Raw genomic sequence first — 26,002 nt, forward strand, 5'->3', positions numbered from 1 at the left:
TCCCACAGAGCCGGCGTTGGCCTTTCAACGGCGATGCTTCTGCCGCAACGGCACCAGTAGATCACCCAGCCCGTTGTGATCGATCTCATGCATCAATGCCAGCAACCCGCCCAGTTCTCCTGCCGGGAAGCCCTTGCGCGCAAACCACGCCAGGTAGTCACCGGGCAGGTCGGCAATGATCCTTCCCTGGTACTTGCCGAACGGCATGCTGCGGGTCACCAGTAGTTCGAGGGTTTCCGGCTTCATCTTCGCGCACCTGGCTGTGGAAAGGCGCCGACCATACTGCAATCTGCACGAAGCCCCAAGCGGCAATCATGCAGAACGCCGTAATCAGCAGTCGCCAATAAAGCTATAACTTATTGAGTCGTAAGGGGTTTGTGTTTTTTAAAAGCGTGGCACGAACACTGCAACTCTCTAGAGGACTATCACCTGCCAAGGAGTTCGACCATGAGCAACCCCAACAAAGACGTGATCGACGTACTCAACGACCTGATCGAGTACAGCAAGGATGGCGAGAAAGGTTTCAAGGCCTCGGCCGATGATGTTAAGAACCCCGAACTGAAAGCGTTCTTCGTCCAGCGTGCGGGTGAGTGCGCCAACGCTGCCAGTGAATTGCAGGGCGAAGTACGTCGCCTGGGCGGCGACCCGGAAACCTCTACCAGCATCAGTGGCGACCTGCACCGCGGCTGGGTCAACCTCAAGTCGATGGTCACCGGCAAGGACGAAGAAGCCGTGCTGAACGAGGTGGAGCGTGGCGAGGACCATGCCCTCAAGGCCTACAAGGAAGCCCGCGAAAAGCTGGTGAAACTGGGCCGCACTGCCAGCGACATGACCTACAGCCTGGTGGAAAAGCAGCTGCAAGGCGTGCAGCGCAACCATGATCAGGTCAAGGCCCTGCGCAACGCTGCTCGCGCCCGCTCCTAATCGAGCGGGCCCTCTACCCGATTTCGGCCATTGGCCTTGGCGCGGTAGAGCGCTTCGTCCGCAGCACCCAGCACCCTGCCAAGGTCATGCTGGGTGCCGGACAGACCGATACCGATGCTCACGGTCACTGCGTGGGCATCATCCGCAAACGGCGCCAGCGCCTCGACGCTGGCGCGGATGCGTTCAGCCAGTAGCTGGGCCCCGGCCAGATCGGTTTCTGGCAGCACTACCTGAAACTCCTCCCCACCATAGCGCGCAGCCAGGTCCGCGGGGCGACGAATGCAGGCCTCGATGGCCTTCGCCACTTCGCGCAAGGCATGGTCGCCACCGGCATGGCCATGGCGCTGGTTGAATGCCTTGAAGTGGTCCACGTCCACCATCAGTATCGCCAGCGGCTTACGGCTACGTTGGGCGCGGGCCCATTCCTGGCGCAGCACATGGTCCAGCCTGCGGCGGTTAGCCAGGCCAGTCAGGCTATCGGTGGAAGCGAGCATGGCCAGGTCTTCTTCGGCTTCGTGGCGGCGGCGCAGTTCGCGGCCCAGCAGCAACGTCAGCCAGAGAATGCCCACGCACAGACCGCCGGTGGCAACGCTGACCAGAATGGCTGTACGGCGCCAGGACTCGAAAACCTCGTCGGCCGAGTGCGCCACCAGCACGATCAGTGGCAACTGCGCGACGCGGGCGAAGGTGAACATGCGCAGTTTGCCGCTGCTGTGGGAGCGGGCGGTGAAGCTACCGCTCTGTTCACTGAGGATGCGTTTGAAATTGGGCCGTTCGGTGTAGTAGGTGCCAATCAGTGGGTCCTGCCCGCGGTAGGGCTGGCGGACGAGCAACTGCCCATCGGTATTGAACAGGTTGATGCTGCTTTCGTGGCCAATGTCCAGGCGCTGGAACAACTCATTGAAGTACGACAGGCGCAGCGCACCCGCTGCCAACCCGGCGAACTCGCCATTGGGGCCGGAGATACGTCGGCTGAAACTGATACACCAGTCCAGGTCGCCAAGCTTGGCCTTGAAAGGGGGGCCCACCAGCAAGCCGAGGTCGGCATTGTGCTGGTGGGCCTTGAACACCCCGGTGTCGCCGAAGTTGGCCTTGCGCGGCACGCTGCTGGTGGAGTCGCCGACGATATTGCCTTGCTTGTCCAGCCACAGCACGTCACCGCGCTTGCGGTCGACGAAGGCTTCATTGAACAGCAGGCGCTGGCGTATCGGGCCGGGGACTTCCGGCAGTTCCTTGCGCCCGACGGCCCAGATCAGGCTTTGCAGTGATTGGTCGTAGAGTTCGACGTTGCGCAGAATGTCGCTTTCGATCAGCTGGACGATGTTGTTCGAGGAGCGCACCGCCGACTGCTCGACACTCTCGCGCTCGCGGGCAAGCAGGTAGCTGACGATGGCCACGATGGCGAGCACGGCAAGGCAACTGCCCAGGTTGAGGATCAGCTCGGGGTGCGACCTGTAGATTGCGAAACGCGGGGATTGGGTGGGCATGCTCGCTACTGCGTGGGCAGGGCCATTCGCGGCGGCGGTATTCTAGGGAAGCGGGGATTGTCGGACAAGATTTGTCCGACGGAAGCACGGTGTACTGTTCTTTTCGATTTGCCGTGGGCCCCTGTAGGAACGGGTTTATCCGCGAACATCGGCGAAGCCTTCTTCGCGGGTGAACCCGCTCCTACACTGGCAGCAAAAGATCAGAACACGTTCAGTGGGTAATCGACGATGACCCGCACTTCATCGTTGTCGCTGTTGCTGTCGATCGACGCATAACCCTGGCTGCCGCGGTGGGTGGCATAACGCACCAGCACCGACAGGTCCTTGAGGTCACCTTCCTGGAACACGTATTTCACGTCCAGGTCGCGTTCCCAGTGCATGGCGTTCTTGCCATCTTCACGGTAGTAGTCGTAGTGAGTGGTGTCCTGAGTGGCCTTGGTCAGGTCAGCCTCGCCGCGCGAGTAGGACAGCGAGGTAGACAAACCAGGCACGCCGACACCGGCGAAGTCATAGCCGTACTGCAGTTTCCACGAACGCTCGTTTGGCGCGTTGAAGTCCGAGTACATGCGCGAGTTGTCCAGGTACACGCTGTCGCCCAGGTTGATGTAGTCGAACGGCGTGTTGCCGTTCACTCGCTGGTAGGCGGCGGTGACGCTGTGGAAGCCTGCGTTGACGGTGAAGTGCACGCTGTAGGTGTTGTTGTCGATCTTGCCTAGCAGGGCCTGACCGGTGTCCTGGGTGTGATAGAAGTGCACGCCCGGGTTCAGGCTGACCAGGTCATTGACCACATAGGTGTAGTCGAAGTCAGCGTAGTACTGGTTCCAGATGTCCTTCAGCTCGGCGGCGTACAGGTTGGCGGTGATGTTTTCGGTACCGCTCCACGACGCGCCGGCCCAGTTCAGGTGCTTGCTCTTGTCGTGCTCGTCCAGTGACCCGTAGTAGGTGTCGATGCGGCGGTGGCCGCTCTGGTTGTACGGGTGGGTGAAGCTGACCTGGCCGCCTTCGAGCAACAGGCCATCAATGCTGGTGTTGGTCAGGCTTACACCGCGGAAGGTTTGCGGCAGCATGCGCGTTTCACCGCCGGCGATCACCGGGTTGGTGAGGAACAGGTCACCGGCTTTCAGTTCGGTGTCGAAGGCCTTGAGCTTGACCGCAGCACCGGCAGTGGAGAACGAATGCGGGGCAGCGCCCAGTTCGCCGTCGTCCTTGATGTGTTCGGGCAGGATGCTGGTGCCGGCATGGCCGCCACCGCCGTCGAGCTTCAAGCCCAGCATGGCATGAGCATCCAGGCCAAAGCCGACCACACCTGGGGTGTAGCCCGACTCGAAACGCGCTACCGCGCCCTGGCCCCACTCGCGGGTGTCGCGCACGCCGGCGTTGTGGTTGTCGCGGTTGAAGTAGGCATTACGAAAATGCAGGTTGAAGGACGAACCTTCGATGAAGCCATCAGCCTTGTCTTCATCTGCCTGGGCGGCGAAAGGGATCGTTGCAGTCAACGCAATGAAAAGCGGGGTAAAACGAAACGCGGAAGGCACCGGTACTAGCTCCTTTGGTCTGACGGTGGGGCAGTTTTTATATTTGAATGTGCGTCTTTTTTATAGGTACACGTTACAGCCGGGCTGAGCGTTAAAGCACATAAAAAAAGCCGCTGATCGGCAGCGGCTTTAAAAGGCTAACATATCGGCACCGGAGGTGCCCATGGCGTAGCCAAGGGAAAGAAGGAACAGCGACAGCGTTTGATCAGCTGTCGGCATTGGCATCGACGGTCACTTTGGAAGCTGTCTGTTTCGCGTCTTTTGCGGTATCTGCCTTGTTTGCGGCAACAGCCTCACGGGCCTCTTGATGGACCGCCGCGAACGCTGCATTACGGGTAACGAAAGCCGGGGATTCTTCGGCCATGGCCAGGGGCGACAACAACAGGGAAGACAGGACGAAGACGCTGGCAATACCCATACTGTTGGACATTTGAAACTACCTTCTTGCGGTGCAAGTGCTAATGAGGACAGGGGTAAAGTTAGTCCTTTCAGTGCACTCGAAACAGAGCGAAGTGCGATAAGCACTGCTGCGCAAAAGGTAACGATCCTTGCAAAAATCAATAGGACTTTCGGCGAAAGTCCCGTGCTAGAGCACCTGCACAGGGTGCCGCCTTGGGCAAAATGGTCAGGCTAGAAACCGATAAAGGCGTAATAAACCGGGGTTTGATGGGTTGTGCGCAAACCCAGTGCCTGCAAGCTTGCCGTCAGCGCTTCATCCTGCACATGCAAGGTCCACTGCGCCCCTTCATTCCCCTGTACCTGTGCCAGCGCCGCAGCAAAGGCCCCCATATCCGGCAAGTAGGCGGTAAACCCATTCCCCTTGAGCGCACTGGTCGTCATGCCCAATGCCTGGCACACCGCCACCTTGGCGGCAATGTCATCGCGGTCGGCCTGGCGCGAAGCCTGTACCAGTGCCTGCAGTTCCACATCGACCAGTTGCGCGCCATGAATCAGCTCCGGCCCCTGTTGCCAGGCCTCAGGCGGGCAGTCTTTGCTGTCTGGCCGCAGCGGGATATGCGGGTTGATTTCTACCGGATAGATGCGACACACCAGCGGGCGCTGCTCATAGATGGTGCAGAGGTCGTTGGCGTCGAGGTTACGGCAACGTCCGGGGTTGAATGCAGCAAAGGTCACCGAGACGCGTGCCTCGCCCTTGCCGCAATGCACTGGATGGGAGCGTCGCAGCACATGGTCACGCTGCTCCAGCGGCATGCCGGGGCCGTCCACGACGAAGGCCTCGATTAGTACCACCACCTGGCCGGCATCGTCCGCCCAGCGACGCGCTTCGTCCAGCGTCAGTGGCACATGGTGGCCGGTGCAGCATTTGCCGCAGCCGGTACAGCCGAAACGTAAGCGGTCGGTCACTTGGCTTCCGGGCTCCATTCACTGACGAAAGCACGCTGGTGCTGGCGGTCGTACAGGCACAGTTCGGTGCCGGTGCGCTGCTGCATGTGCTTCTGTGGGTAGACACCTTCGATCAGCAGGGCGCTCATGCCGATCTGGTCATCAAACTCGGCGGGCTTACCGCGGGCATGGGCGTCCTTGAACTGGCTGGCGGTCAGGCAAGCCTTGAGCATCTGCTGGCGCTGCTCGTTCCAGGCCTGGCTACTGGAGGCCTGGGCAATACCGCTGAAGAGGGCGCAGCTGATCAAGATAGAGATGAGAAGCTTCATACGCGATTCCGGCAATTTTCTTGCGAGGGGCGCGAATTATGCCCGAGTCACCCCCGGCGGCGAGCCGGGGAGTTTGTCGCTGAATATATCAGTGCTCGGCGAACACCACGGTACGCGCAGCCACCACCAGACAATCGGTCAGCTCTGGCGAGGAGAACTTGGTAAGGATGGCATTGGCCCCGGCCTGGGTCGCCTTTTCACTGCTCATGGCACTGTCCAGCGAGGTGTGCAGCAGCACGTACAGGTGCTGGAAGTCAGGGGTTTCACGCAGCGTGCGGGTGAAGGCGTAGCCGTCCATTTCGCTCATTTCGATGTCGGAGACGATGATGTTGATCTCCTGCGAGGTGCCTTGCAGCTCCAGCAGCACGTTGATGGCGTCTTTGGCGCTGCGCGCGGTGTGGCATTCGATACCGAGGTTGCGCAGGGTGTGCACTGACTGCTGCAGGGCCACCTGGCTGTCGTCCACCACCAGAATGTTGGCGGCGGCCAGCAGGCTGGCGTCTTCTTCGTTCAAGGTGCCGTGCGCTGGCTCGGCGACGGGCGGGGCGATGGCGTGTATGACTTTTTCGATGTCCAGCACCTGCACCAGAGTGTTGTCCACGCGCGTCACACCGGTGATGAACGAGCGGGTGCCCGAGGCGTAGGGCGGCGGTTTGATGTCGGTGCTCAGGCAATGCACGATGCGGCTGACTGCCTGTACATGCAGGCCTTGGCGCGAGCGGCTGATCTCGGTAACGATCAGGCAGCCACCCTGCGGGTCGACCAGTGGTTGTTCGCCAATGGCGCGGGACAAGTCGATGACCGACAGCGAGTGGCCGCGCAGCGTTGCCACACCCTTTACGTGGGGGTGCGACTCGGGCAGCTTGGTCAGCGGCGGGCAGGGGATGATCTCGCTGACCTTGAGCAGGTTGATTGCCATCAGCTTGCCGCTGCGCAGGGTGAACAGCAGCAGGGATAGCGAATCCGCGCGGGCATTTTGCGTGGCCATGGTGACCTTCGGTGAGGAGCAGGGGATAACCGGTTATCGGCCTGTTTGGGTCGGGCTTTAGGCAATTTGCACAGAACCCAGGAGTGCTTGGGACCCTTTGGAAGCGGGCATGCCCGCCAAGCGTGCGTCGCGATGCATGGCACCGGCTTCGCCGGTGTTCGCGGGCATGCCCGCGTCCACAGGGATGTGTGTAAAGGCCTGGATCAGCGTTCGCGCAGGGCCTCCTTGGCCCGGTTCAGCGGCTTGATCAGGTAATCGAGGATGGTTTTCTCGCCGGTTCGGATATCCACCGTGGCAATCATCCCTGGCACGATCGCAAAACGCTTGCCGGCCTTGTTCTGCAAGCTGTCCTGTTCGGTGCGGATGAACACGCGGTAGTAGTAGATTTCCGGTTTGACCTCGTCCTGCAGGGTATCCGGCGAGATGCCCACCACCTTGCCGTCCAGCCCACCATAGACCGAGTAGTCATAGGCACTGATCTTGACCTTGGCCGCCTGGTCGGGGTGAATGAAGGCGATGTCCCGTGGCGCGATGCGGGTTTCGATCAGCAGGCGTTCGTCCATCGGCACGATCTTCATCACCTGGCCACCGGGCTGCACCACGCCACCCAGGGTGTTGACCTCGATGTCCTTTACGATGCCGCGCACCGGCGAGCGCAGGGTCAGGCGGGTGAGCGAGTCGCTGCGTCCGCGGATCACTTCCGACAGGGCGTCCGCTTCGGCGCTGGCCTTGGCCAGTTCTTCCCGGGCGCGCACCAGATAGTCCGAGCGCGCCTCGTTGGCTTTGAGTTCCAGCTCGGAACGCTGGCGGTTCAGGCGGATCACTTCAACCCGGCTGGAGGCACCCATCTTTGCCAGGTTCTCGGTGATCTTCAGCTCGCTGCGCACCAACTGCAACGAGTCCTGAATACCCGCCAGGGTCTGTTCCAGGCCGCGGCGGCGGGTCTGGTACAACGCGGTTTCGGCATCGATCAGGTCAGGAGAGTCGCGCAGGCTTTCCGGGAAGGTCAGGGGCTTGCCGGTCACCTCTGCCTGCAGGCGAGCCTGACTGGCTTTGGCAGCCCGGTACTTGGCCTCGCTTTCACCCACACTGGAGGCCGTCTTGGTCGGGTCGAGCTGGGCCAGCACCTGGCCGCGCTCGACCAGGTCGCCTTCGGCCACGCTCATCTGCGCGACGATACCGCCCTCGAACGACTGGATGACCTGCTCTCGCGAACTTGGAATGACCTTGCCTGTGCCGGTGGATACCTCGGTCACCTCGAACCAGGCGGCCCAGGCCAGGAACGCCGCCAGCATCAGCGCGCAGAGGGTGATGATGCGGCCGGCGCGGAATACCGCCTGGTCGTCCTGCCCGTCCAGGTAGGAGGCCGGGAGTTCATGGTTGCTCATGCCTGGGCTCCTTGCAGTTTGGCCAGGGCGGCATCGCGCGCGTCATCGATGACGATGCGCCCGGCGTCCAGCACCAGGATGCGGTCGACTCGCTGCAGAACACTCAGTCGATGGGTTGCGATCACCAGTGTACGGCCCTGACAGAAGCGCTCCAGGTTATCCAGCAGCTTGCGCTCGGTCATGTCGTCCAGCGACGCGGTCGGCTCGTCCAGCAGCAGTACTTGCGGCTGGCGTACCAGCAGGCGCGACAGCACCAGGGCTTGGCGCTGGCCGCCAGACAAGCCCAGGCCTCCTTCGAGGATCAAGTGGTCCATGCCCTTGGGCAGGCGGCGGACGAAGTCCAGTGCGCCAGTGGCGGCCAGCGCGGCCACCAGTTCCTGGTCGCTGGCCTGGCCGGCGCCGAGGGTGAGGTTTTCCCGCAGGGTGCCGTGGAACAGCCTCGCGTACTGCGGCAGCAGGCCGACGTCACGGCGCAGGTCAGCAGGGTCGAGGTGGGCCATGGCGATGCCGTCCAGGCTGATCTCGCCCTGTACCAAGTCCATGGCCCCACCCAGCGCCTGCAGCAAGGTTGATTTGCCGGCGCCGTTGCGGCCCAGCACGGCAATGCGCTCGCCCGGCTGGATGTCCAGCCGGCCAATGTTCAGCACTGGCGGGTAGTCTTCGCTGTAGCGGAAGTTGGCCTGGCGCAGGCGGTACTCGCCGTGAATGGCTGGCAGGTGCACGCGGGCTTCGCCTTCGGGGTGGTCGACTGGCGACTGCATCAGCTTGTCCAGGCCTTGCAGCGCGACCTTGGCCTGCTGCCAGCGGGTCAGCACATGGGTCAGCTGGGCCAGCGGCGCCATCATCCGCGACGAAAGCATGGATGCCGCCACCAGGCTACCCGTGGTGAGGTCGCCGGCGATGACCATGGGTGCGCCGATCACGATGACCACGGCAAACACGGCACCCTGCACGTTCTGCGTCCAGGTCACCAGGCCGTTGGTGAGGGTGCGCAGGCGCAGGTTGGTGTGCGCGCAGGCCGCGTTGTACTGGTTCCACTGCCGTTCGAAGCGTGCCTCCGCCTGCAGTGCCTTGATCTCGTCCAGGCCTTGGATACTTTCCACCAGCATGGCGTTGCGCAGCGCCGACTCACGCATCGAGGCATTGGCCAACCGTGCCAGGCGCCGTTGTGCAAGCAACCCGGGTAACACCATGGCCAGCAGCGCGACCAGCGGGATGAACACCAGTACGCCGCCGATCAGCCAGAACACGAACAGGAACAGCAGGAAGAACGGCAGGTCGGCCAGCACCGTGGCGGTGCTGGACGTGATCAGGTCGCGGATCGACTCCAGCTCGCGCAACTGCGAGATGAACGAGCCGGTGGACTTCGGCCGCACCGAGTTGCGCAGGCGCAGGGCATGGCCGTAGACCAGGTCGCTCACCCGCAGGTCGGCGCGCTTGCCGAGCAGATCGGTCACCTTTAGCCGCAGCAGGCGCATGCTGAAGTCGAACACCAGTGCCAACACCACGCCGCCAAACAGGACGTAGAGGGTGGGCAGGGATTCAGCCGGTATCACTCGGTCGTACACCTGCATCGAGAACAGCACGCCGGCCAGCGCCAGCACGTTGGCCACCAGTGACGCGACCATCACCTGCCCATAGGGACGCAGGTCGCGCAGTACGATGCGGGCGAACCAGTGGCGGTCGTAAGGCGCGGTGTAGTCGTCGGTGCGCACATCGCGCAGTGGCCGGGCCGGGCGCAGCAGGGCCACGCGGTTGATACGGCCTTTCAGGGTGTCGCGGGGCAGACGCGAAGTCAGGCCCTGGTCACCGGCGAACACCACTGCCAGGTCGTCCTCTTCGGTCACCGACTCGACCACCGCCAGCTGCCCATCGTCCAGCTCCAGCACCAGCGGCGTGCGCCATTGCCGCAGGCCCTTGGCATCGAAGTGCACGAAGCGCAATGCCAGCCCCGCCTGACGTGCCATGTGGCGGAGGATTTCATTCAACGGGCGGGCATCCTCCGCAGCGGCCAGGCGAATACGCTGGGGTGATACGTCCAAGCGGTAGTGGTGTGCCACCTGCAACATCACCTCAAGCCAGGGGCCAAGGTCTGGCCGGTGGGCGGCGGCCTGCTCCGGCGCAGGCGCCTGGTTGGGCAGGGTCACATCGATCGAATCACTCATGGCTGGATCTCCACACCTTGCAGGTTGCGCCCCTCAAGGCCAAAGGCCGTGCGCAGGGCGCCGGTGTTGTACAGGCAGTCGACATCCAGGCGCAGCAGATCGGAGCGGGTGCCGGCAAGTTCGAAGCGTGACTGGTAGATCTCCTGCTCGGCGTTGAGCAGGTCGAGCAGTGGCCGTGTGCCCAGGTCCAGGTACTGACGCCCGTAGAGCATGCGTGCCTCCTGAATGCTGACCTGGCGGGCCTCCAGCGAGGTCAGCCTGCGGCCCAGCCCGGAGGTTTGCGCCTTGGCCTCGGCCAGGCCCCGACGCGCCTGCAGGCGTGCGGCGTCTTCGGCGGAATCGGCGGCGGTCAGCGCGTGGCCGGCAGCGCGGGTACGGGCGCTGATGGAGCCCCCTTGGTAGATGGGGACTTCGACGTTCAGGTAGATGCCCGCCTGGGTGCGGTCCAGCCGTGCGTTATCGCGGTTGTAGTCGTCGTCCAGGTAATGATTGACCTGCGGTTGCAACGACAGGGTAGGGTAGGCCTCCGCCTTGGCCTGGGCCAGCTCGGCCTGGCCCTGTGCGCGCTGGGCCAGGGCCATCAGCACGGCGGGCAGGCGGTCATCACCCTGTGCAGGGCGCTTGCAGGCCTGGTCCAGCTCGGCGGGTGAGCCTTCGGCCAGTGCCGGTGGGGTAACGCGGCCCATCAGCGCCGCCAGGGTCGAGCGCCAGCGCTCGTACTGCGACTGGTACTCCTCCAGGGTGGCACGGGCGCTTTCCACGCGGGACTCGGCCTGTACCACGTCGGAACGGGTGCTGGCGCCCATGTCGCTGCGCTGGCGCGCCATGCCGGCAATGTCGCCCACGCCGCGAATCTGGTCGCGGGCAATCGTCATCAGTTGCTCGTAGCGGCGGGTTTCGATCCAGGCATAGGCTGTGTCGCGGGCCAAGTCGTCGACCACCAGCAGGATATTGGCCTGGGCCCGGGCGGCGGCAGCCTGGGCCGCGTTGACGGCGCTGTCGACCTTGCCGAAGTCATAGAGCATTTGCTTGAGCGACAGGTTCAGGGCCTGGCTATTGCGGTCGCCGCCATAGCCGGTGTCATAACCGGTGCGGATACCGCCGGAAATCTGTGGGTAATACCCCGCACGGGCGACGTTGATGCCTTCGCCCTGCTTGTAAAGGTTGCCGATGGCCTCAGCGATGCTCGGGTGCCATTGCGCTGCCTGCAGCACCGCGTCGGTAAGGCTCAGCCGTTCGCCACTGGCGACCGGGGCCATGCCGATGGGGGGCCGGGCGGGCACCGCTTCGGGCGCATCGCGTAGCAGCGACGGCCCGATCTGGCGCAGGTGGGGGTCTATATCATCGGCTGCCTGGGCAACCGGGTGGAAGTTCAGGGCCAGGAGCCCGAAGGCTCCCAGCAACAGCGGTGACAGCGGACTGCTTCGCTTCACATAATTCCCTTACTGCTGGTCGTCCATGCCGCCGGGTATTCACCCGACGGGTTTACAGCGGCCTCAAACCACATGGATACCGTTCTGTACCCACAGGTGATGGCTTGGATCCTCCTGGGCCGTGTACTGGTTATAGTCGATGCCGTCGGCAGTTTGGTTCCCGACCAGCGTCCAGTTGTCCGTCATGTGAACCGAGTCGTTGTCGTCCCCCTTGATGATCAGTGTGTCGGTAGCGGTTTCGGTGATCGCCACCACATCCGCCAGGTTGAGGGTGAGCGCCACCGAACTGGTGTCGTTGAGGTCGAGGATTTCGATGTCGTGTACGCGCCCGGCCAGGTTGCCCAGGTCGATGCTGGCATCACCGCCGCCCCACAGCAGGGTGTCGGTTCCCGAGCCACCGTCGACGCTGGCGAAGTTCTGGTCGACCACCACCAGTGTGTCGTTACCCGCACCGCCCTGCAGGGTGATGTGGCCACCCTGGCTGCCATCGAGGTGGTCGTTGCCGTCGGTGCCGGCGATCACATCGGTGGCCGCTGCCAGGCTGGCGAGTGCCGCGGACTCGTCGCCAGTATCGGCCAGCAGCGATGTGGTGGCGGTGAGGTCGGCGGCGCTGTCCACGTTGATGGTGAGGGTTGCGGTGTCGGTCGTGCCGTTCGGGTGGCTTAGCTCGTAGGTGAAGGTGTCGTGCTGGCCCACCACCGCCGAGGTGAGCCCTGCGTTGAGGGTGTAGGTGTAGCTGCCGTCGGCATGCACCAGCAACGTGCCGTAGGTGCCGGCCACGCTTACCCCGTTGTAGCCCGGGATGGTGTAGGTGTTGGCCGCCGTCAGCACGCTCAGCACGGTCAGGGCCGAACCGACGTTGTCGTCAGCCAGCAGGTTGCCGGTGGCGGCTGTCGCGCCACTGACCACGAACTCGGTCAGGTACGTTGTGGTGGTGTTCAGGCTGGTGGTGATGGAGCTGAGCAAGCCAATGCCGCCGGCGGTGACACGTACGTGGTAGGTACCGGCGCCCTGGTTCTCGAAGGTATACCCGGCGCCGCCGCCCAGTATGCTGACCAGCGAACCACCTGGCACCGACTGCACCAGCACGTACTGGCCGGTGGCCGGGTTGAGCTTGAGCAGCTCGATGGTGGTGCCGTTGAGCAGGCTCAACAGGTTGGTGGAGTTGACCACCACCTGCAGGTCGGCCGTGGTATTGGCGGCAACCGTGGTGGTGTAGGTGGCCTGGCGGGTACCGATCACTGGCAGGTTCAGCGAGCCCAGCGTACTGCTGCTGGTGTCCACGCGGTTGTCCAGGGTGACCTGGCTGATACCAACGTCGTTGACTGCGTCGACCACCGTGGCCGGTGCACCGTAGTTGGTGTCGCTCCAGACCTCCGTGGCTTGCGGGCTGTCGATGCGCACGTACAGGTTGGCGGCATCGGACAGGCCGTTAGGGTGCACCAGTTGGTAGCTGAACACGTCCACCTTGCCGACACTGTTCGGGCTGCCGTTCGGCGTGTAGGTGTAGCTGCCGTCCGCGCTGATCACCAGGGTGCCGTACTGGCCCTGAACCGTCGTGGCGGTCCCGGCCGAGACGTAGCTGCCGTCTTTGAGTACTTGCAGCACGGCGGCGCTGTCCGGGCCACGAGCATCCACTGCGCCATCGGTACCCACGTCGGTAATGACGTTGCCAGAGGTGGCAATGCCGCTGCCGGTGAATTGGGTCAGGCTGGTGGAGACGATGTCCAGCGTGGTGCTCACTTCGGTGATCAGGCCGATGCCGCCACTGCCCACGGTCAGTCGGTAATCACCGGCTTGCAGCACGCCGATGTCCACCTGCAAGCCGATTGGCAACACGATCAGGTCGAGCAGGCCCTGAGTGTTACCGGTGGCGATGGTCACCCAGGTGCCGCTGGCGTCTTTCACCTGCAGGGTGAAGCTGGTGTTGTTGAGCAATGCCAGCACGCTGTTGGTGGTCAGTGTGAGGGTAGGGTCGGCCGTGGTGCCTGCTGCCACCGTCCAGGTGTAGGTCTTGGAGAACCCCGACAGTAGCGTGGTGAAGCTGTCGGTGTAGGTCTTCGTGGCGCTGACCGCTGCCAGGTTGACCGTGGCCGTGGCCAGGTTGTCGCTGGCGATGACCGGCGCGTTGGCATCCACATCCGGTGCAGTGACGTTGACGTTGCCCGACACGTTGCCGCGCGGGTCGCTGAGGGTCACCGAAAGGATCTGGCCGTTGTCCTGGGGCGGGCTCAGGGTCACGGTGAAGGTGCCGTCCGCCTGCACCGTCGCGGTCTGCAGCACGGTACCGCCGGCGCTGCGTACGGTGACGGTGGCACCCACTTCGCCAGTACCGGTGAGGGTACTGCCGTCGGCACTGAACAGCAGGTTGCCGGCAGCCGCAGGCGGGGTCAGGTCCGGTGCGGTCAGCGCAGTGCCTGTGGACACGTTACCGGCGCTGTCGGTGAGGGTGACGCTGAGCGCCTGGTTGTCGATCTGCGCCGCAGTCAGGCTGACCACGAACAGGCCGTTGCTGCCCACCGTTGCGGTACCCAGTACGGTACCGGCGCTGTTGCGCACGGTGACCGTGCTGCCGACCTGGCCAGAACCACTGACCGAGGTGCCGTTGGCGTTGATGGTGGCCAGCGGGGCGGCTGGCGGGGTGGTGTCCGGCGCGGTCAGGCTGGTGCTGGCGGACAGGTTGCCGGCAGCATCGGCCTGGCGTACCACCAGCAGTTGCCCGTCGTTCTGTGGCGAGGTCAAGGTAATGCTGAAGGTGCCGTTGGCTTGTACCACACCGGTACCCACCTGGCCGTTCGGGCCTTGGACGGTAATGGTAGCGCCCGCCTCACCGCTACCGGTAAGCACGGTACCGGTGCCGTTGATGGCGACGCTGGTGGGCGCTGCAGGTGGCTGCAGGTCTGCGGCGGTGTAGCTTGTGCTGCCGGACACATTGCCTGCAGTGTCAGCTTGGCTCACGCCCAGTACCTGGCCGTTGAGCTGCGCGGCGTTCAGGTTGACGGTGAACACACCACCGCCATTCACCACCGCCGTACCGAGCACGTTGTTGCCGGCATCACGCACTGTCACCGTGGCACCGGCTTCACCCGTGCCGGTCAGCACCAGGCCATTGACAGACAGGCTGGTCACCACCGGGTTGGTCGGTGGCGTGATGTCGGCCGCTTGCAGGAAGGTCGGCTGCGATTCGCCGCCTATCAGCGCCACCGCTGTCACCGAAATGTGTTCGCCATTGAGCTGGGCTGCGTCCAGCGTCAGGGTGAAGGAGCCGTTCAGGCTTGCGACCCCTGTACCGATCAGGTTGCCTGCAGCGTCGTACACGCGAATGCCCACGCCGCTGGGTGCACTGCCTGTCAGGGTCAGGCCGTCGCTGCCCAAGGTCACGTCGGTGGGCGGCACGGGTGGTGCGATCAAGGGTGTGAGGTAGGTCGCGACCGCAGACGTATTGATGCCGTCGGACTGTGTCACTTCCAGGGTTGCGAGCGAGCCCGCCGCTGGCACCAGCGTTATCTGGAAGTTGCCAGCGGCATCCACCACGCCCGTACCGATCACGTCTCCGTCGAGGCTGACGGTGACCGTGGCATTGGCTTCGCCCTTGCCAGTCAGCACGTTGAAGGTGTTGTTGATCGCCAGGTTGGTCACCAGGTCGGGTGGCGAGGTGTCGTTGGTCTGGTAAGGGACAGCCACCGAAGCGTTGCCGGCATCATCGGTGGACACCACCGTCAGCAACTGGCCGTTGTTCTGTGCCGGGCTGATCGGCACAGTGAACTGGCCGTTCTCACCCACTTCCACCGTGCCCACGATGTTGTTGTCCGGGCCGCGCACCGTGATGGTGCTGCCGGCTTCGGCCGTACCCGTCATCGACGTCCCGGCTGCGTTGAGCAGCAGGTCGGTCGGCTGCACCGGTGGCGTCAGGTCTGGCGCAGTCACTGCCAGCGGTACCGACGGGTTGCCAGTGGCGTCCTGGGCGATGATGGTCAGCGTTTCGCCGTTGATTTGCGGGAGGTTCAGGTCAAGGACGAAGGTGCCATCCGGCTCCACCGTTACCTGGCCCAGCAGGTCGCCATTGTTGTTGACCACCGTGACGCGGGTGCCGGCTTCGGCAGTACCGATCACCTGGGTACCGCTGTCGTTGATGGTGGCGACCACGGTGGCCGGTGGTGTGGTGTCCACGGCCGTGACCGAACTGATTGGCGAGATGTTGCCGGTTGCATCGGTCAGGGTGACCTGCAGCACCTGGCCATCGAGCTGTGCTGCATCCAGCTCGACGATGAAGGTCCCGTCGGCGCCTACTGTGCCGGTACCGACCTGCGTGGTACCGACGTACACGCGCACGGTGGCGCCCACTTCGCCGACACCGCCCAGCTCGTCACCTGCCGCATTGAGCCGCAGCTCGGTTGCTGCCGCTGGCGGCGTGAGATCCGGCGCTTGCACGTTGACCGGCAGGCTGACGTTGCCGGGTGGATCGGCCTGCAGTACCGACAGTGTCTGGTTGTTGATTTGTGCGGGTGACAGTTCGACGCTGAAGCTGCCATCAGCCAGTACGATACCCGTGCCCAGTACGGTACCGGCCGCGTTACTGACGATTACCGTGGCGCCGGCCTCGCCCAGGCCGCTGACCACACTGCCGTCGGCGTTGATCACCACTTGGGTGAGTGGATCGGGCGGGGTGAAGTCCGGGGTTTGCAGGGTTGCCACTGCCGACACGTTACCGGCCGCATCGGCCTGGGTGAAGCTGAGCAGCTCGGCGTTGCCCAGTGCCGGGCTCAGCGTGATGGTGAAGTGGCCACTGGCATCGACGGTGGCGCTGCCGATTTCCTCGCCTGCCGGGTTGGTGACGGTCACCCGCGCGCCCACTTCGCCGCGGCCGGTGAGGGTGACACCATCACCGGAAACGGCCAGTTCGCCGGGTGCCGCTGGCGGTGTGGTATCGGGTGCGGTGATGGCGCTGGCGGCAGACTGGTTGCCGGCCGCATCGGTCAGTACCACCTGTACCTGTTGGCCGTTGGCCTGGGGCGATGCGAGGTTGACCTGGAAAGTCCCGTCGGCGCGCACCGTGGCGCTGCCCAGCACCGAACCATCGGCGGCGAGCACACGCACGGCGGCACCCGCTTCGCCGGTACCGTTCAACAAGCTGCCACCCCCGGCGAAGGCCAGGTTGCCGGCAGCATCCGGCGCGACGCGGTCAGGGGCTGTCAGGCTGACGCTGTTGGACTCGTTGCCGGCCACATCGGACTGGCTGGCGCTGAGCTGTTCGCCGTTAATCTGCGCAGTGTTCAGGTTGACGTTGAAGTTGCCATTGGCATCGACCACGGCAGTGCCCAGGTCGATACCGCCTTCGCCAAGCACGGTAACGGTGGCTCCTGCTTCACCGCGGCCACTGAGTACCAGGCCGTCGCTGGACAACGCCAGGTTGGTCAGTGGTTGCGGTGCCGTGGTGTCGGGTGCCAGCAGGGTAGCGGGTAGCGATACGCTGCCATCGGGGCCCGTTGCGCTGACCTGCAGCACTTCGCCATTGGCCTGCGCACTGCCGAGATTGACAGTGAACGTGCCGTCGTTGGCGACCGGGGTGCTGCCCAGCAATACGCCGTTGGGGCCGTACACTTTGATTGTGCTACCCGCCTCGGCGGTGCCGGTCACCGACAGGCCGTCGGCGGCCAGTATCAGGTTGTCCGGCGTGGCCGGTGCCAGCGCGCCTGGCGCCGTCACGCTCTGTGCAGGGGAGACGTTCTGTGCGGCATCGGCCTGGACCACGCTCAGGCTTTCACCCGTGATCGCTGCCGGCGACAGGGATACGCTGAAGTGACCGTCGGCGGCCACTTCAGCGTTGCCCAGCACGGTACCGTCCGGCGCCCGTACGGTCACGGTTGCGCCTGCTTCGCCATCGCCTGTCAGGGTGGCGCCATTGGCGGAGACAGCCAGGTTGGTCACGGCGGCCGGCGGCGTGGTGTCGGCTGCAGTGTAAGGTGCGGCCGGCGACACGTTGCCGGCTGCGTCGGTGGCGGTCACCTGCAGCGTCTGGCCATTGGTCTGGGCACTGTTCAGGGTGACCTGGAAGGTGCCGTTGCCACCGGCTACCGCTGTGCCCAGCACGTTGCCGCTGGCATCGCGCACGGTCACGGTGCTGCCGGCTTCGGCGTTACCGGTCAGTTGCAGGCCGGTACCGGACAGCACGAGTGCTGTCGGTGCCGTAGGCGGGGTGAAGTCCGGCGCGGTGACCGTCACGGCGGGGGAGGTGTTGTTGCCCGCGTCGGTCTGCGTAATGCTCAGGTGCTGGGCGTTGAGCTGGGCGCTGTTCAGGGTGAGGGTAAAGCTGCCATTGGCCGCTACCAGGCCGGTGCCGATGATGGTCCCGTCCTGGCCGTGAACGGTGACCGTGGCACCGGCTTCGCCCAGGCCGGTCAGGGTCAGGCCGTTGTTGTTCAGCACCACGTTGGTCAGCGGCGCGGGTGGAGTCAGGTCCGGGGTTGTCACATTGATTGCCGGTGAGGTGTTGCTGGCGGCATCCACTTGCGTCACGCCGATGACCTGGCCGTTGGTTTGCGGTGTGTCGAATGTCACCGTGAAGCGACCGTCAGCGCCCACCGTGGCGGAGCCGAGCAAGGCACCGGCGGCGTTGCGTACCTGTACCGTGGCGCCCGCTTCACCGCTGCCGGAAAGCTGCCGGCCGTCCTGGCTCAACACCGGGTTACTGATGGCCGCTGGCGGCGTGTGGTCTGGCGTGGCCAGGCTGGCCGGGCCGGACACATTGCCCGCGGCATCACTGAGGGTGACCTGTAGCGGGCTACCGGTCACCTGCGCGCTGGGCAGGGTGATCTGGAACTGGCCGCTCTGGTTGACGGTGCCGGTGGCCAGGATGGCGCCGCTGGCGTCGCGCACGGTGACGCTGGCACCGGCTTCGCCCTGGCCGCTGAGCACGGTGGCTGCGCTGTTGAGGCTGAGGTTACTGGCCGCCAGCGGTGCCTGCAGGTCAGGCGCTTGCAGGGTGGCCGCGAGCGAAACGTTACCTGCAGCATCAGCCTGGGTGACGATCAGGTTCTGCCCATTGGCCACGGCCGGCGAGAAGCTGACGCTGAACAGGCCATTGCTGTCGACGGTTGCAGTCCCCAGCAAGGTGCCTTGTACGTCTGTCACGCGCACGGTTGCACCCACCTCGCCCTGGCCGGTCAGCGTACTGCCGGTGGCGTTGAGGTTTACCTGTGTCGGCGCGTCCGGTGCCGTGGTGTCATTGGCCACGATAATGGCCGGCACCGAAGGCTGGCCATCGACGGTAGCCTTGGCACTGACCTGCAAGATCTGGGCGTTGAGCTGGGCGTTCTGGAGGAACACACGGAAGGTGCCGTCGCTGCCGACCGTGGCGCTGCCCAGCGTGGTGCCCCCGGAGGTCACGGTAATCAGCGAGCCGACCGTACCCTGGCCGGTCAGCAGGAAACCGTCGGCGCTGATGGCAAGGGCCGAAGGCGTGGCCACTTCGGTACCGGTCGGGCCAGCCAGTGGTATTTCAGGCGATTCGTTGCCGGCAGGGTCGATCACCACCACATCGACGGTTTCGCCTGATGCCAGCGGTGGGTCGACCGGTATCACGAAGGTGCCGTCCGGCCCTGCAGTTACAGTGCCGCGCACGGTGTCATCCGGGTTGCGGACTTCCACTGTGCTGCCAGGCTCGGCTGTGCCGCCGACCGTGCTGCCATCCGGGCTTACGGTAAGCCCGGTCGCCGGTTCCGGGTTGGTCGTGTCCGGAGCGGTGACAGCGACCGGCGCCGAGTCGTTGCCGGCTGCGTCGGTCACTACCACGGTTACGGTCTGGCCGTTGTTCTGCGGTGTATCCAGCGGCACGCTGAAACTGCCATCCGGGTTGACCGCAACAGTGATCACATTGCCGGCCCCATCGCTCACGGTCACCGAACTGGCGCCAGGTGCGTTACCGGTCACAGCCGTGCCATCGCTGCTGACTGCAACGTCGGTGGGCAGTGCCGGTGGCGTGATGTCAGGCGCAAGGATCTGGCTGGGCTGCGAAATGTTGCCGGCCGCATCGGTCAGCGTCACATCCAGGGCCTGGCCGTCCAACTGGGCGGGCGATAGTGGGACCGTGAAGCTGCCGCCTGCGGGCACGACGACGGTGCCTACCAACGTGCCGTCGGCAAGCTTCACTTCCACCGTGGAGCCAGCTTCACCGGTACCCTGGATGGCACTGCCGCCCGGGGTGATCGTGAGGCCGGCAGGCGCAGCTGGCGCGGTACTGTCGTCAGCGGTGAACGTGGCCGACGGCGAGGCATTGCCGCCGCCATCGATCAGCACCACCGACAGCACTTCACCGTTGGTCTGGGCCGGGGAGAGTGCCACTTCGAACGTACCGTCTGCATTCACCGGGATGGTGCCTAGCAGGTTGCCTGCGGCATCACGTACCTCTACGGTGCTGCCTGCCTCGCCCTGCCCGCTGAGCAGTGTGCCGGTAGGATCAAGGCCCAGCCCTTGCGCCGGCAGCGGTGCCTCGAAGTCAGGTGCGGTCACGGTGCCAGCGGGCGAGCCGTTGCCGCTGTTGTCCGCCTGAGTGACAGACAGCGTCTGGCCATTGAGCTGTGGCGGGTCGATGGCCACCTGGAAGGAGCCATCGGGCTGGACCGTTGCGGTGCCCAGTACTGTGCCGCCAGTGCCGGTCACGGTCACCTGCGCACCCGGCTCGCCGCTGCCGCTCAGGCTGCTGCCGTCGCCAGCCAGGACCAGACCGGTGGGGCTATCGGGTGCCTGGGTATCCGGTGCCGACACGTCGACTGCCGCCGACAGGTTGCCGGCCGCGTCGCGTTGCTCCACGGTCAGTGCCTGGCCGTTGGTTTGCGGCGTGTCGAGGGTGATTTCGAAAGCACCGCCAGCGCCGACCACCGTGCTGCCCAGCACGCTGCCATCCGGCCCGCGCACGGTCACGGTGGCGCCCGGTTCGCCGTTGCCGGTGATCGTGGTACCGGTGCTGTCGATGGCCGGGTTGGTGACCACTTGCGGTGGGGTAGAGTCGGGGGCGGTGAAGTCCACCGGCCCTGCGCTATTGCCCAGGTTGTCGGTCGCTTCGACGGTCAGGCTTTCGCCATTGCGCTGTGGCGCGTTGAGGGTGACGTCGAAACGGCCGTCGCCGCCCACGGTGGCAGTGCCCAGCACATTGCCGTCGGCGTCACGCACGGTGACGATGGAGCCGCTTTGACCCTGGCCGGTAAGGTGAATGCCAGCGGTATCGATAGCCAGCCCGGAGGGTTGCAGCGGGCCGTCGGTATCGGGCGCGACGATGTTGGCGGTCGAGGTGTTGCCAGCGGGGTCGCGCAGGACCACGTCCAGTTCCTGGCCGTCGGTCTGCGCTGGGTTCAGGACCACGCTGATCACACCGTCGGCACCGACCTGGGCGTTGCCCAGCACAGTGCCGTCGGCGCTGATGACCTGCACGGTGGTGCCTGGTTCGCCGCGACCGGTGAGCAGGCCGCCATCGGCACTCAGTTGCAGTTCACTGGCTTCATTGGGCGGGGTGATATCGGGCGCGGTGATCTGGGTCGGCAACGAACTGTTGCCAGCTTCGTCAACCGCGACGACATCCAGTGCTTCCCCGTTGGCCTGTGCGGGGGTCAGGCCGATGGTGAAGCTGCCATCCGGGCCGGCCTGGGTGCTGCCCAGGACATTGCCCTGCGCGTCACGCACTTGCACCTGCGTATCTGCCGGTGCGGTACCGGAAACACTGGAGCCGTCACCGGCCACCACCACGCCGCTCGGGCTTTCGGGCAGCGGTGTATCGGCAACGGTCACGCTGACCCCTGCCGAGGTATTGCCAGCGGCATCGGTCTGCACCAGCACGAGGTTCTCACCTGCGGCCAGCGGTGCCTCCAGGTCAATCACGAAGGTGCCATTTGGCGCCACGGTGCCAGTACCGATGACTGCGCCTTGGGCATCACGCACTTCGACTGTGGCCCCTGGCTCACCACGGCCAGACACGGCCAGGCTGCCATCGCCTGCCAGCACGTCAGTGACGATCGCCGGTGCGGTAATGTCCGGGGCCACGTAACTCAGCGGCACCGAGGTATTGCCTGCCGCATCGGTCACGGTGATGGACAAGGTTTCGCCATTGGCCTGGGGCGGGTCGAGGGTCAGGCTGAAGCTGCCATCCGGCTCGGCAATGGCGCTACCGATCAGGTTGCCCAAGGCATCTTTGACCTCTATCCGTGCGCCCCCTTCTGCAGTACCGACCAGGCTGTCGCCATTACTCAGCACCAGGTCGGTGGGTTGCAGCGGTGCTAACTGGTCGGGCGCCGTCAGCGGGCTAGGTGTAGAGACGTTGCCGGCGGCATCGGTCAGGGTCACTTGCAGGGACGAGCCATCCACCACCGGGGTTGGCAGTTGCACATTGAAGGTGCCATCGGGCTGAACGGTGCCGCTCACCAGCACTTGTCCCTGGTCGTTGCGCACCTCCACGGTGGCACCCGCTTCGCCGCGCCCGGAGACTGTGCGGCCATCGTTACTGATGGCCAGCTCGGTAGCGGGCTCCGGCGGTGTGGTGTCGCCGCCGTTGTCCACGATCGGTGCGGTGACGCTGCCGGCCGTGGAGGCGTTGCCTGCGACATCGATGGCCGTCACCTGCAACTGCTCGCCTGCCACTTGTGGCGGGGTGAGGCCGATGCTGAAGGCACCGCTGGCCCCCACCACGACACTGCCCAGTACAGTGATGCCATCGGCGGCCAGCACACGGACGGTGCTGCCTGCTTCGGCGCGGCCGCTGACAACGGTACCGTCGCCACTGATTGCCAGATCGCTTGGCGCCACAGGCGCGGTGATGTCTGGTGCGGCGACCTGCACCGGCAACGACGAGGTGCCGTTGTTGTCGATCGCCACCACGTCCAGTAGTTCGCCATTGGCCTGGGCCGGTGTGAGCACCACGGTGAAGGTACCCTCGGCACCCACCACGATGCTACCGACCAGCGTGCCGTTGGCATCATGCACTTCCACGCGGCTACCAGCAGGAGCAGAACCGCTGATGCTGCTGCCATCGGCGGCGACGACCAGTTCGCTCGGGCTGGTCGGGGTGACCACCAGAGGCACGTCGTAGGTCAGCGCTTCAGAGGCGTTGCCGCTCGGGTCGGTCTGTACCAGGCTCAGGCGTTCACCCGGCAGTGCAGCCGGATCGAGGTCGATCAGGAAAGTACCGTTCGCGGTCACTGTGCCGGTACCGATCAGCGTGCCATTGGCATCGCGCACCTCGACGGTAGCACCGGCTTCGCCGCGACCGCCCAAGGTCAGGCCGTCGGCGCCGACGACAATGTTGCTGACTGCGGCAGGCACGGTGATGTCCGGGGCCTCGAACTGCAAGGGGGAAGAGACATTGCCGGCGGCATCGATCAGACGGATGTCGAGGATTTCGCCATTGGCCTGGGCCGGCGACAGGCTGATGCTGAAACTGCCGGTTTCAGTGACCAGGCCAGTGCCGAGCAAGTTGCCCAAGGCATCGCGTACCTGCACGGTCGCGCCTGGCTCGCCGTTGCCGCTCAGGGTCACGCCGTCGGCCAAGGCTACACCGGTCGGTTGAGCCGGGGCCTGCAAGTCCGGGGTAACCACCGACGCCGGGGCAGAAGCATTGCCGCTGGCATCGGTCAGCACCACTTGCAGGTTGCTGCCATCTTTCACCGGTGGGTCGAGGGTGATCTGGAAGGTGCCGTCCGGGTTGACCGAGCCGTTGGCCAGTACATTGCCCTGGGCATCGCGCACCTGCACGCTGGCCCCGGCTTCGCCGCGGCCACTGAGCTGGGCACCGGCCAGGCCGACTACCAGGTTGGTTGCGGCATCCGGTGGTGTGGTGTCGCCACCGTCGATGTCCGGCGCGGTGATGTCGCCGGCCGTGGAGGTGTTGCCGGCGGCGTCGGTGGCGGTGACTTGCAGTACCTCGCCGTTTACCTGTGGCGGGTCGAGGGTAATGCTGAAACTGCCAGTGGCGTCGACCACCACACTACCCAGCACGGTGGTGCCATCGGCGGCCACCACACGCACGGTGCTGCCCACTTCGGCGCGGCCGGTGACCTCGCTGCCGTCGGCACTGATCGCCAGCTCACCTGGGGTGACTGGTGGGGTGATATCCGGTGCGGTGACCTGCGCGGGTAGCGAAGTAGCACCGCTGCCGTCGATAGCCACCACGTCCAGCAGTTCGCCGTTGGCCTGGGCCGGGTTGAGGATGACGGTGAAGGTGCCATCGGCACCTACCACCACACTGCCGACCAGTGTGCCGTTGGCATCGTGTACTTCCACACGGCTGCCCGTCGGTGCTGTACCGGTGATGCTGGCGCCGTTCGCAGCCACCACCAGGTCGCTGGGGCTGGCGGGCGCGGTGGTTACCGGAACTTCATATTGCAGGACCTCGGAGGCGTTGCCGCTCGCATCGGTTTGCACCAGGCTCAACTCAGCACCCGGCTGGGCAGCCGGGTCCAGGTCGACCACGAAGGTGCCGTTGGCGCCGACGGTGCCGGTACCGATGACAATGCCGTTGGCATCACGTACCTGTACGGTGGCACCCGCTTCGCCACGGCCACTGAGCACCAGGCCATCGGCGCCGACCACGATGTTGCTGACAGTAGCTGGCGGCGTGATGTCCGGTGCAGTGAACGCCAGCGGCGTCGAACTGTTGCCGGCGGTGTCCACCACGCGAATGTCCAGGGCCTCACCATTGGCTTGGGCGGGGAACAGCGTGACGCTGAAGGTGCCGTCTTCGTTGACCAGCCCAGTGCCGATCAGGCTGCCGGTGGCATTACGCACTTGCACGGTGGCACCGGGCTCGCCGCGGCCGGTGAAGGTCACTCCATCGACCAAGGCCAGCTCGATTGGCTGCGCTGGGGCCAGCAGGTCTGGCGCGGCGACCGAACCGGGTTGCGAGACATTGCCGGCAGTGTCGGTCAGGGTCACTTGCAGGGTACTGCCATCGGTGATGGCCGGGTTCAAGGTGATGGCAAAGGTACCATCGGGATTGACCGTGCCCGTGGCAACTACGGTGCCTGCGCCATCGCGCACCTGAACGCTGGTACCGGCTTCACCGCGACCGGTCAGCTGGCTGCCGGCAGGGTTGACCACCAGATTGGTCGGGGCCTCCGGTGGCGTTGTGTCGCCGCCGTCGATGTCCGGCGCGGTAAGGTTGCTGGCGGTGGAGGCGTTGCCTACCGCATCGGTGGCCGTGACTTGAAGCACCTCGCCGTCCACCTGTGGCGGGTCGAGGGTGATGCTGAAGCTGCCGGTAGCGCCCACTACCACGCTACCCAGCACAGTGGTGCCGTCGGCGGCCAGCACGCGTACGGTGCTGCCCGGTTCGGCACGGCCGGTGACCACGCTGCCGTCGGCATTGATCACCAGTTCGGTCGGTGCGGCAGGGGCGGTGATGTCGGGCGCGGTGATCTGTGCGGGCAGCGAGGAAACGCCGCCGTCATCGATGGCGACCACGTCCAGCAGTTCGCCGTTGGCCTGGGGCGGGTCGAGGGTGACGGTGAAGCTGCCGTCGGGGCCAGCCACCACAGTGCCAATCAGCGTGCCGTTGGCGTCATGCACTTCCACACGAGTGCCGGCCGGCGCGGTACCAATGAGGGTGGTGCCATCAGCATTGATGGCCAGATTGCTCGGGCTGTCGGGCGCGGTGGTCAATGGTACGTCGTACTCGGTAGCCACCGAAGCATTGCCGCTTGCGTCGGTCTGCACCAGGCTCAATTGTTCGCCCGGCTGAGCGGCCGGGGCGAGATCGATCAGGAAGGTGCCGTTGGCACCGACCACACCCGTGCCGATCACGGTGCCATTGGCATCACGCACGTCGACAGTGGCACCCGGCTCGCCGCGACCACTCAGGGCCGTGCCACCTGGGCCGACCAGGATATCGGTGACCGCATCGGGCGGTGTGATGTCCGGCGAATCGAATTGCAATGGGGTAGAGCTGTTACCGGCGGCATCCACCAGACGCACATCGAGTGCTTCACCATTGGCCTGGGCCGGCGACAGGGTGAGGCTGAACAGGCCGTCGGCACCGACGACACCAGTACCGATGACAGCACCGCCGGCATCGCGTACCTGAACAGTGGCACCGGGCTCGCCGCGACCAGTGAAGGTGACGCCATCGGCCAAGGCCAGGTCAGTTGGTTGTGCGGGCGGCAGCAAGTCAGCCGAGGTGACCGAGCCCGGTTGGGATACGTTGCCGGCGGCATCGGTGAGGGTGACTTGCAAGGTGCTGCCGTCGTTCACGGCAGGGGCCAGGGTGACGGTGAAGGTGCCATCTGCAGCGACGGTGCCGGTCGCGAGGATGTTGCCGGCCGCGTCACGCACCTGCACGGCAGTGCCCACTTCGCCACGACCACTGAGCTGGCTGCCGGCAACGCCGATCACCAGATTGGTCGGTGCTTCAGGCGGGGTGGTATCGCCGCC

Annotated in this window: 12 protein-coding genes; 1 reads left to right on the forward strand and 11 read right to left on the reverse strand. The window is 65.0% G+C overall.

What is annotated here, in order from left to right; genetic code table 11:
- Positions 1–24 precede the first annotated feature (24 nt).
- Complete coding sequence (locus tag ACF8Q6_RS23830; protein WP_003247308.1) at positions 25–246, reverse strand: DUF3820 family protein; 222 nt, start codon at positions 244–246, stop codon at positions 25–27.
- A gap of 201 nt (positions 247–447) precedes the next feature.
- On the opposite strand from ACF8Q6_RS23830, the gene ACF8Q6_RS23835 reads away from it, so the two are divergent.
- Complete coding sequence (locus ACF8Q6_RS23835; protein WP_003247307.1) at positions 448–924, forward strand: PA2169 family four-helix-bundle protein; 477 nt, start codon at positions 448–450, stop codon at positions 922–924.
- On the opposite strand, the gene ACF8Q6_RS23840 is transcribed toward ACF8Q6_RS23835, so the two are convergent.
- The 10 genes from ACF8Q6_RS23840 to ACF8Q6_RS23885 form a co-directional block, all read right to left on the reverse strand.
- Positions 921–2,411, reverse strand: coding sequence for a sensor domain-containing diguanylate cyclase (locus ACF8Q6_RS23840; protein ID WP_392493863.1), 1,491 nt, complete (start codon positions 2,409–2,411; stop codon positions 921–923). The two genes, ACF8Q6_RS23835 and ACF8Q6_RS23840, sit on opposite strands and share 4 nt — an antisense overlap.
- Before the next feature lie 200 nt (positions 2,412–2,611).
- Positions 2,612–3,946 carry an OprD family porin gene (locus ACF8Q6_RS23845; protein ID WP_012051218.1) on the reverse strand — a complete coding sequence of 445 codons (1,335 nt, stop codon included), beginning with the start codon at positions 3,944–3,946 and terminating at the stop codon, positions 2,612–2,614.
- A 205-nt stretch (positions 3,947–4,151) separates the two neighbouring features.
- On the reverse strand, positions 4,152–4,376 hold the full coding sequence (locus ACF8Q6_RS23850; RefSeq protein ID WP_012051219.1) for a hypothetical protein: 225 nt from the start codon (positions 4,374–4,376) through the stop codon (positions 4,152–4,154).
- A 200-nt stretch (positions 4,377–4,576) separates the two neighbouring features.
- Entirely contained in the window at positions 4,577–5,311 is a 735-nt protein-coding gene (locus ACF8Q6_RS23855) for a YkgJ family cysteine cluster protein (protein ID WP_392493864.1), read from the reverse strand.
- Complete coding sequence (locus ACF8Q6_RS23860) at positions 5,308–5,619, reverse strand: hypothetical protein (RefSeq protein ID WP_392493865.1); 312 nt, start codon at positions 5,617–5,619, stop codon at positions 5,308–5,310. Before ACF8Q6_RS23860 ends, ACF8Q6_RS23855 begins: the two co-directional genes overlap by 4 nt.
- Positions 5,620–5,707: 88 nt before the next feature.
- Positions 5,708–6,607, reverse strand: coding sequence for a chemotaxis protein (locus ACF8Q6_RS23865; RefSeq protein ID WP_014755364.1), 900 nt, complete (start codon positions 6,605–6,607; stop codon positions 5,708–5,710).
- A gap of 203 nt (positions 6,608–6,810) precedes the next feature.
- Entirely contained in the window at positions 6,811–7,995 is a 1,185-nt protein-coding gene (locus ACF8Q6_RS23870) for an HlyD family type I secretion periplasmic adaptor subunit (RefSeq protein WP_014755366.1), read from the reverse strand.
- Positions 7,992–10,160, reverse strand: coding sequence for a type I secretion system permease/ATPase (locus tag ACF8Q6_RS23875; RefSeq protein WP_003247299.1), 2,169 nt, complete (start codon positions 10,158–10,160; stop codon positions 7,992–7,994). Before ACF8Q6_RS23875 ends, ACF8Q6_RS23870 begins: the two co-directional genes overlap by 4 nt.
- Positions 10,157–11,593 carry a TolC family outer membrane protein gene (locus ACF8Q6_RS23880; RefSeq protein ID WP_010952041.1) on the reverse strand — a complete coding sequence of 479 codons (1,437 nt, stop codon included), beginning with the start codon at positions 11,591–11,593 and terminating at the stop codon, positions 10,157–10,159. Before ACF8Q6_RS23880 ends, ACF8Q6_RS23875 begins: the two co-directional genes overlap by 4 nt.
- Positions 11,594–11,656: 63 nt before the next feature.
- Positions 11,657–26,002: BapA/Bap/LapF family large adhesin (locus ACF8Q6_RS23885; protein ID WP_392499573.1), on the reverse strand; the 14,346-nt coding region annotated here is incomplete at its 5' end.

It is taken from the genome of Pseudomonas sp. GLN_2 (assembly GCF_043106005.1).
GTDB classification, from domain to species: Bacteria; Pseudomonadota; Gammaproteobacteria; order Pseudomonadales; family Pseudomonadaceae; genus Aquipseudomonas; species Aquipseudomonas alloputida.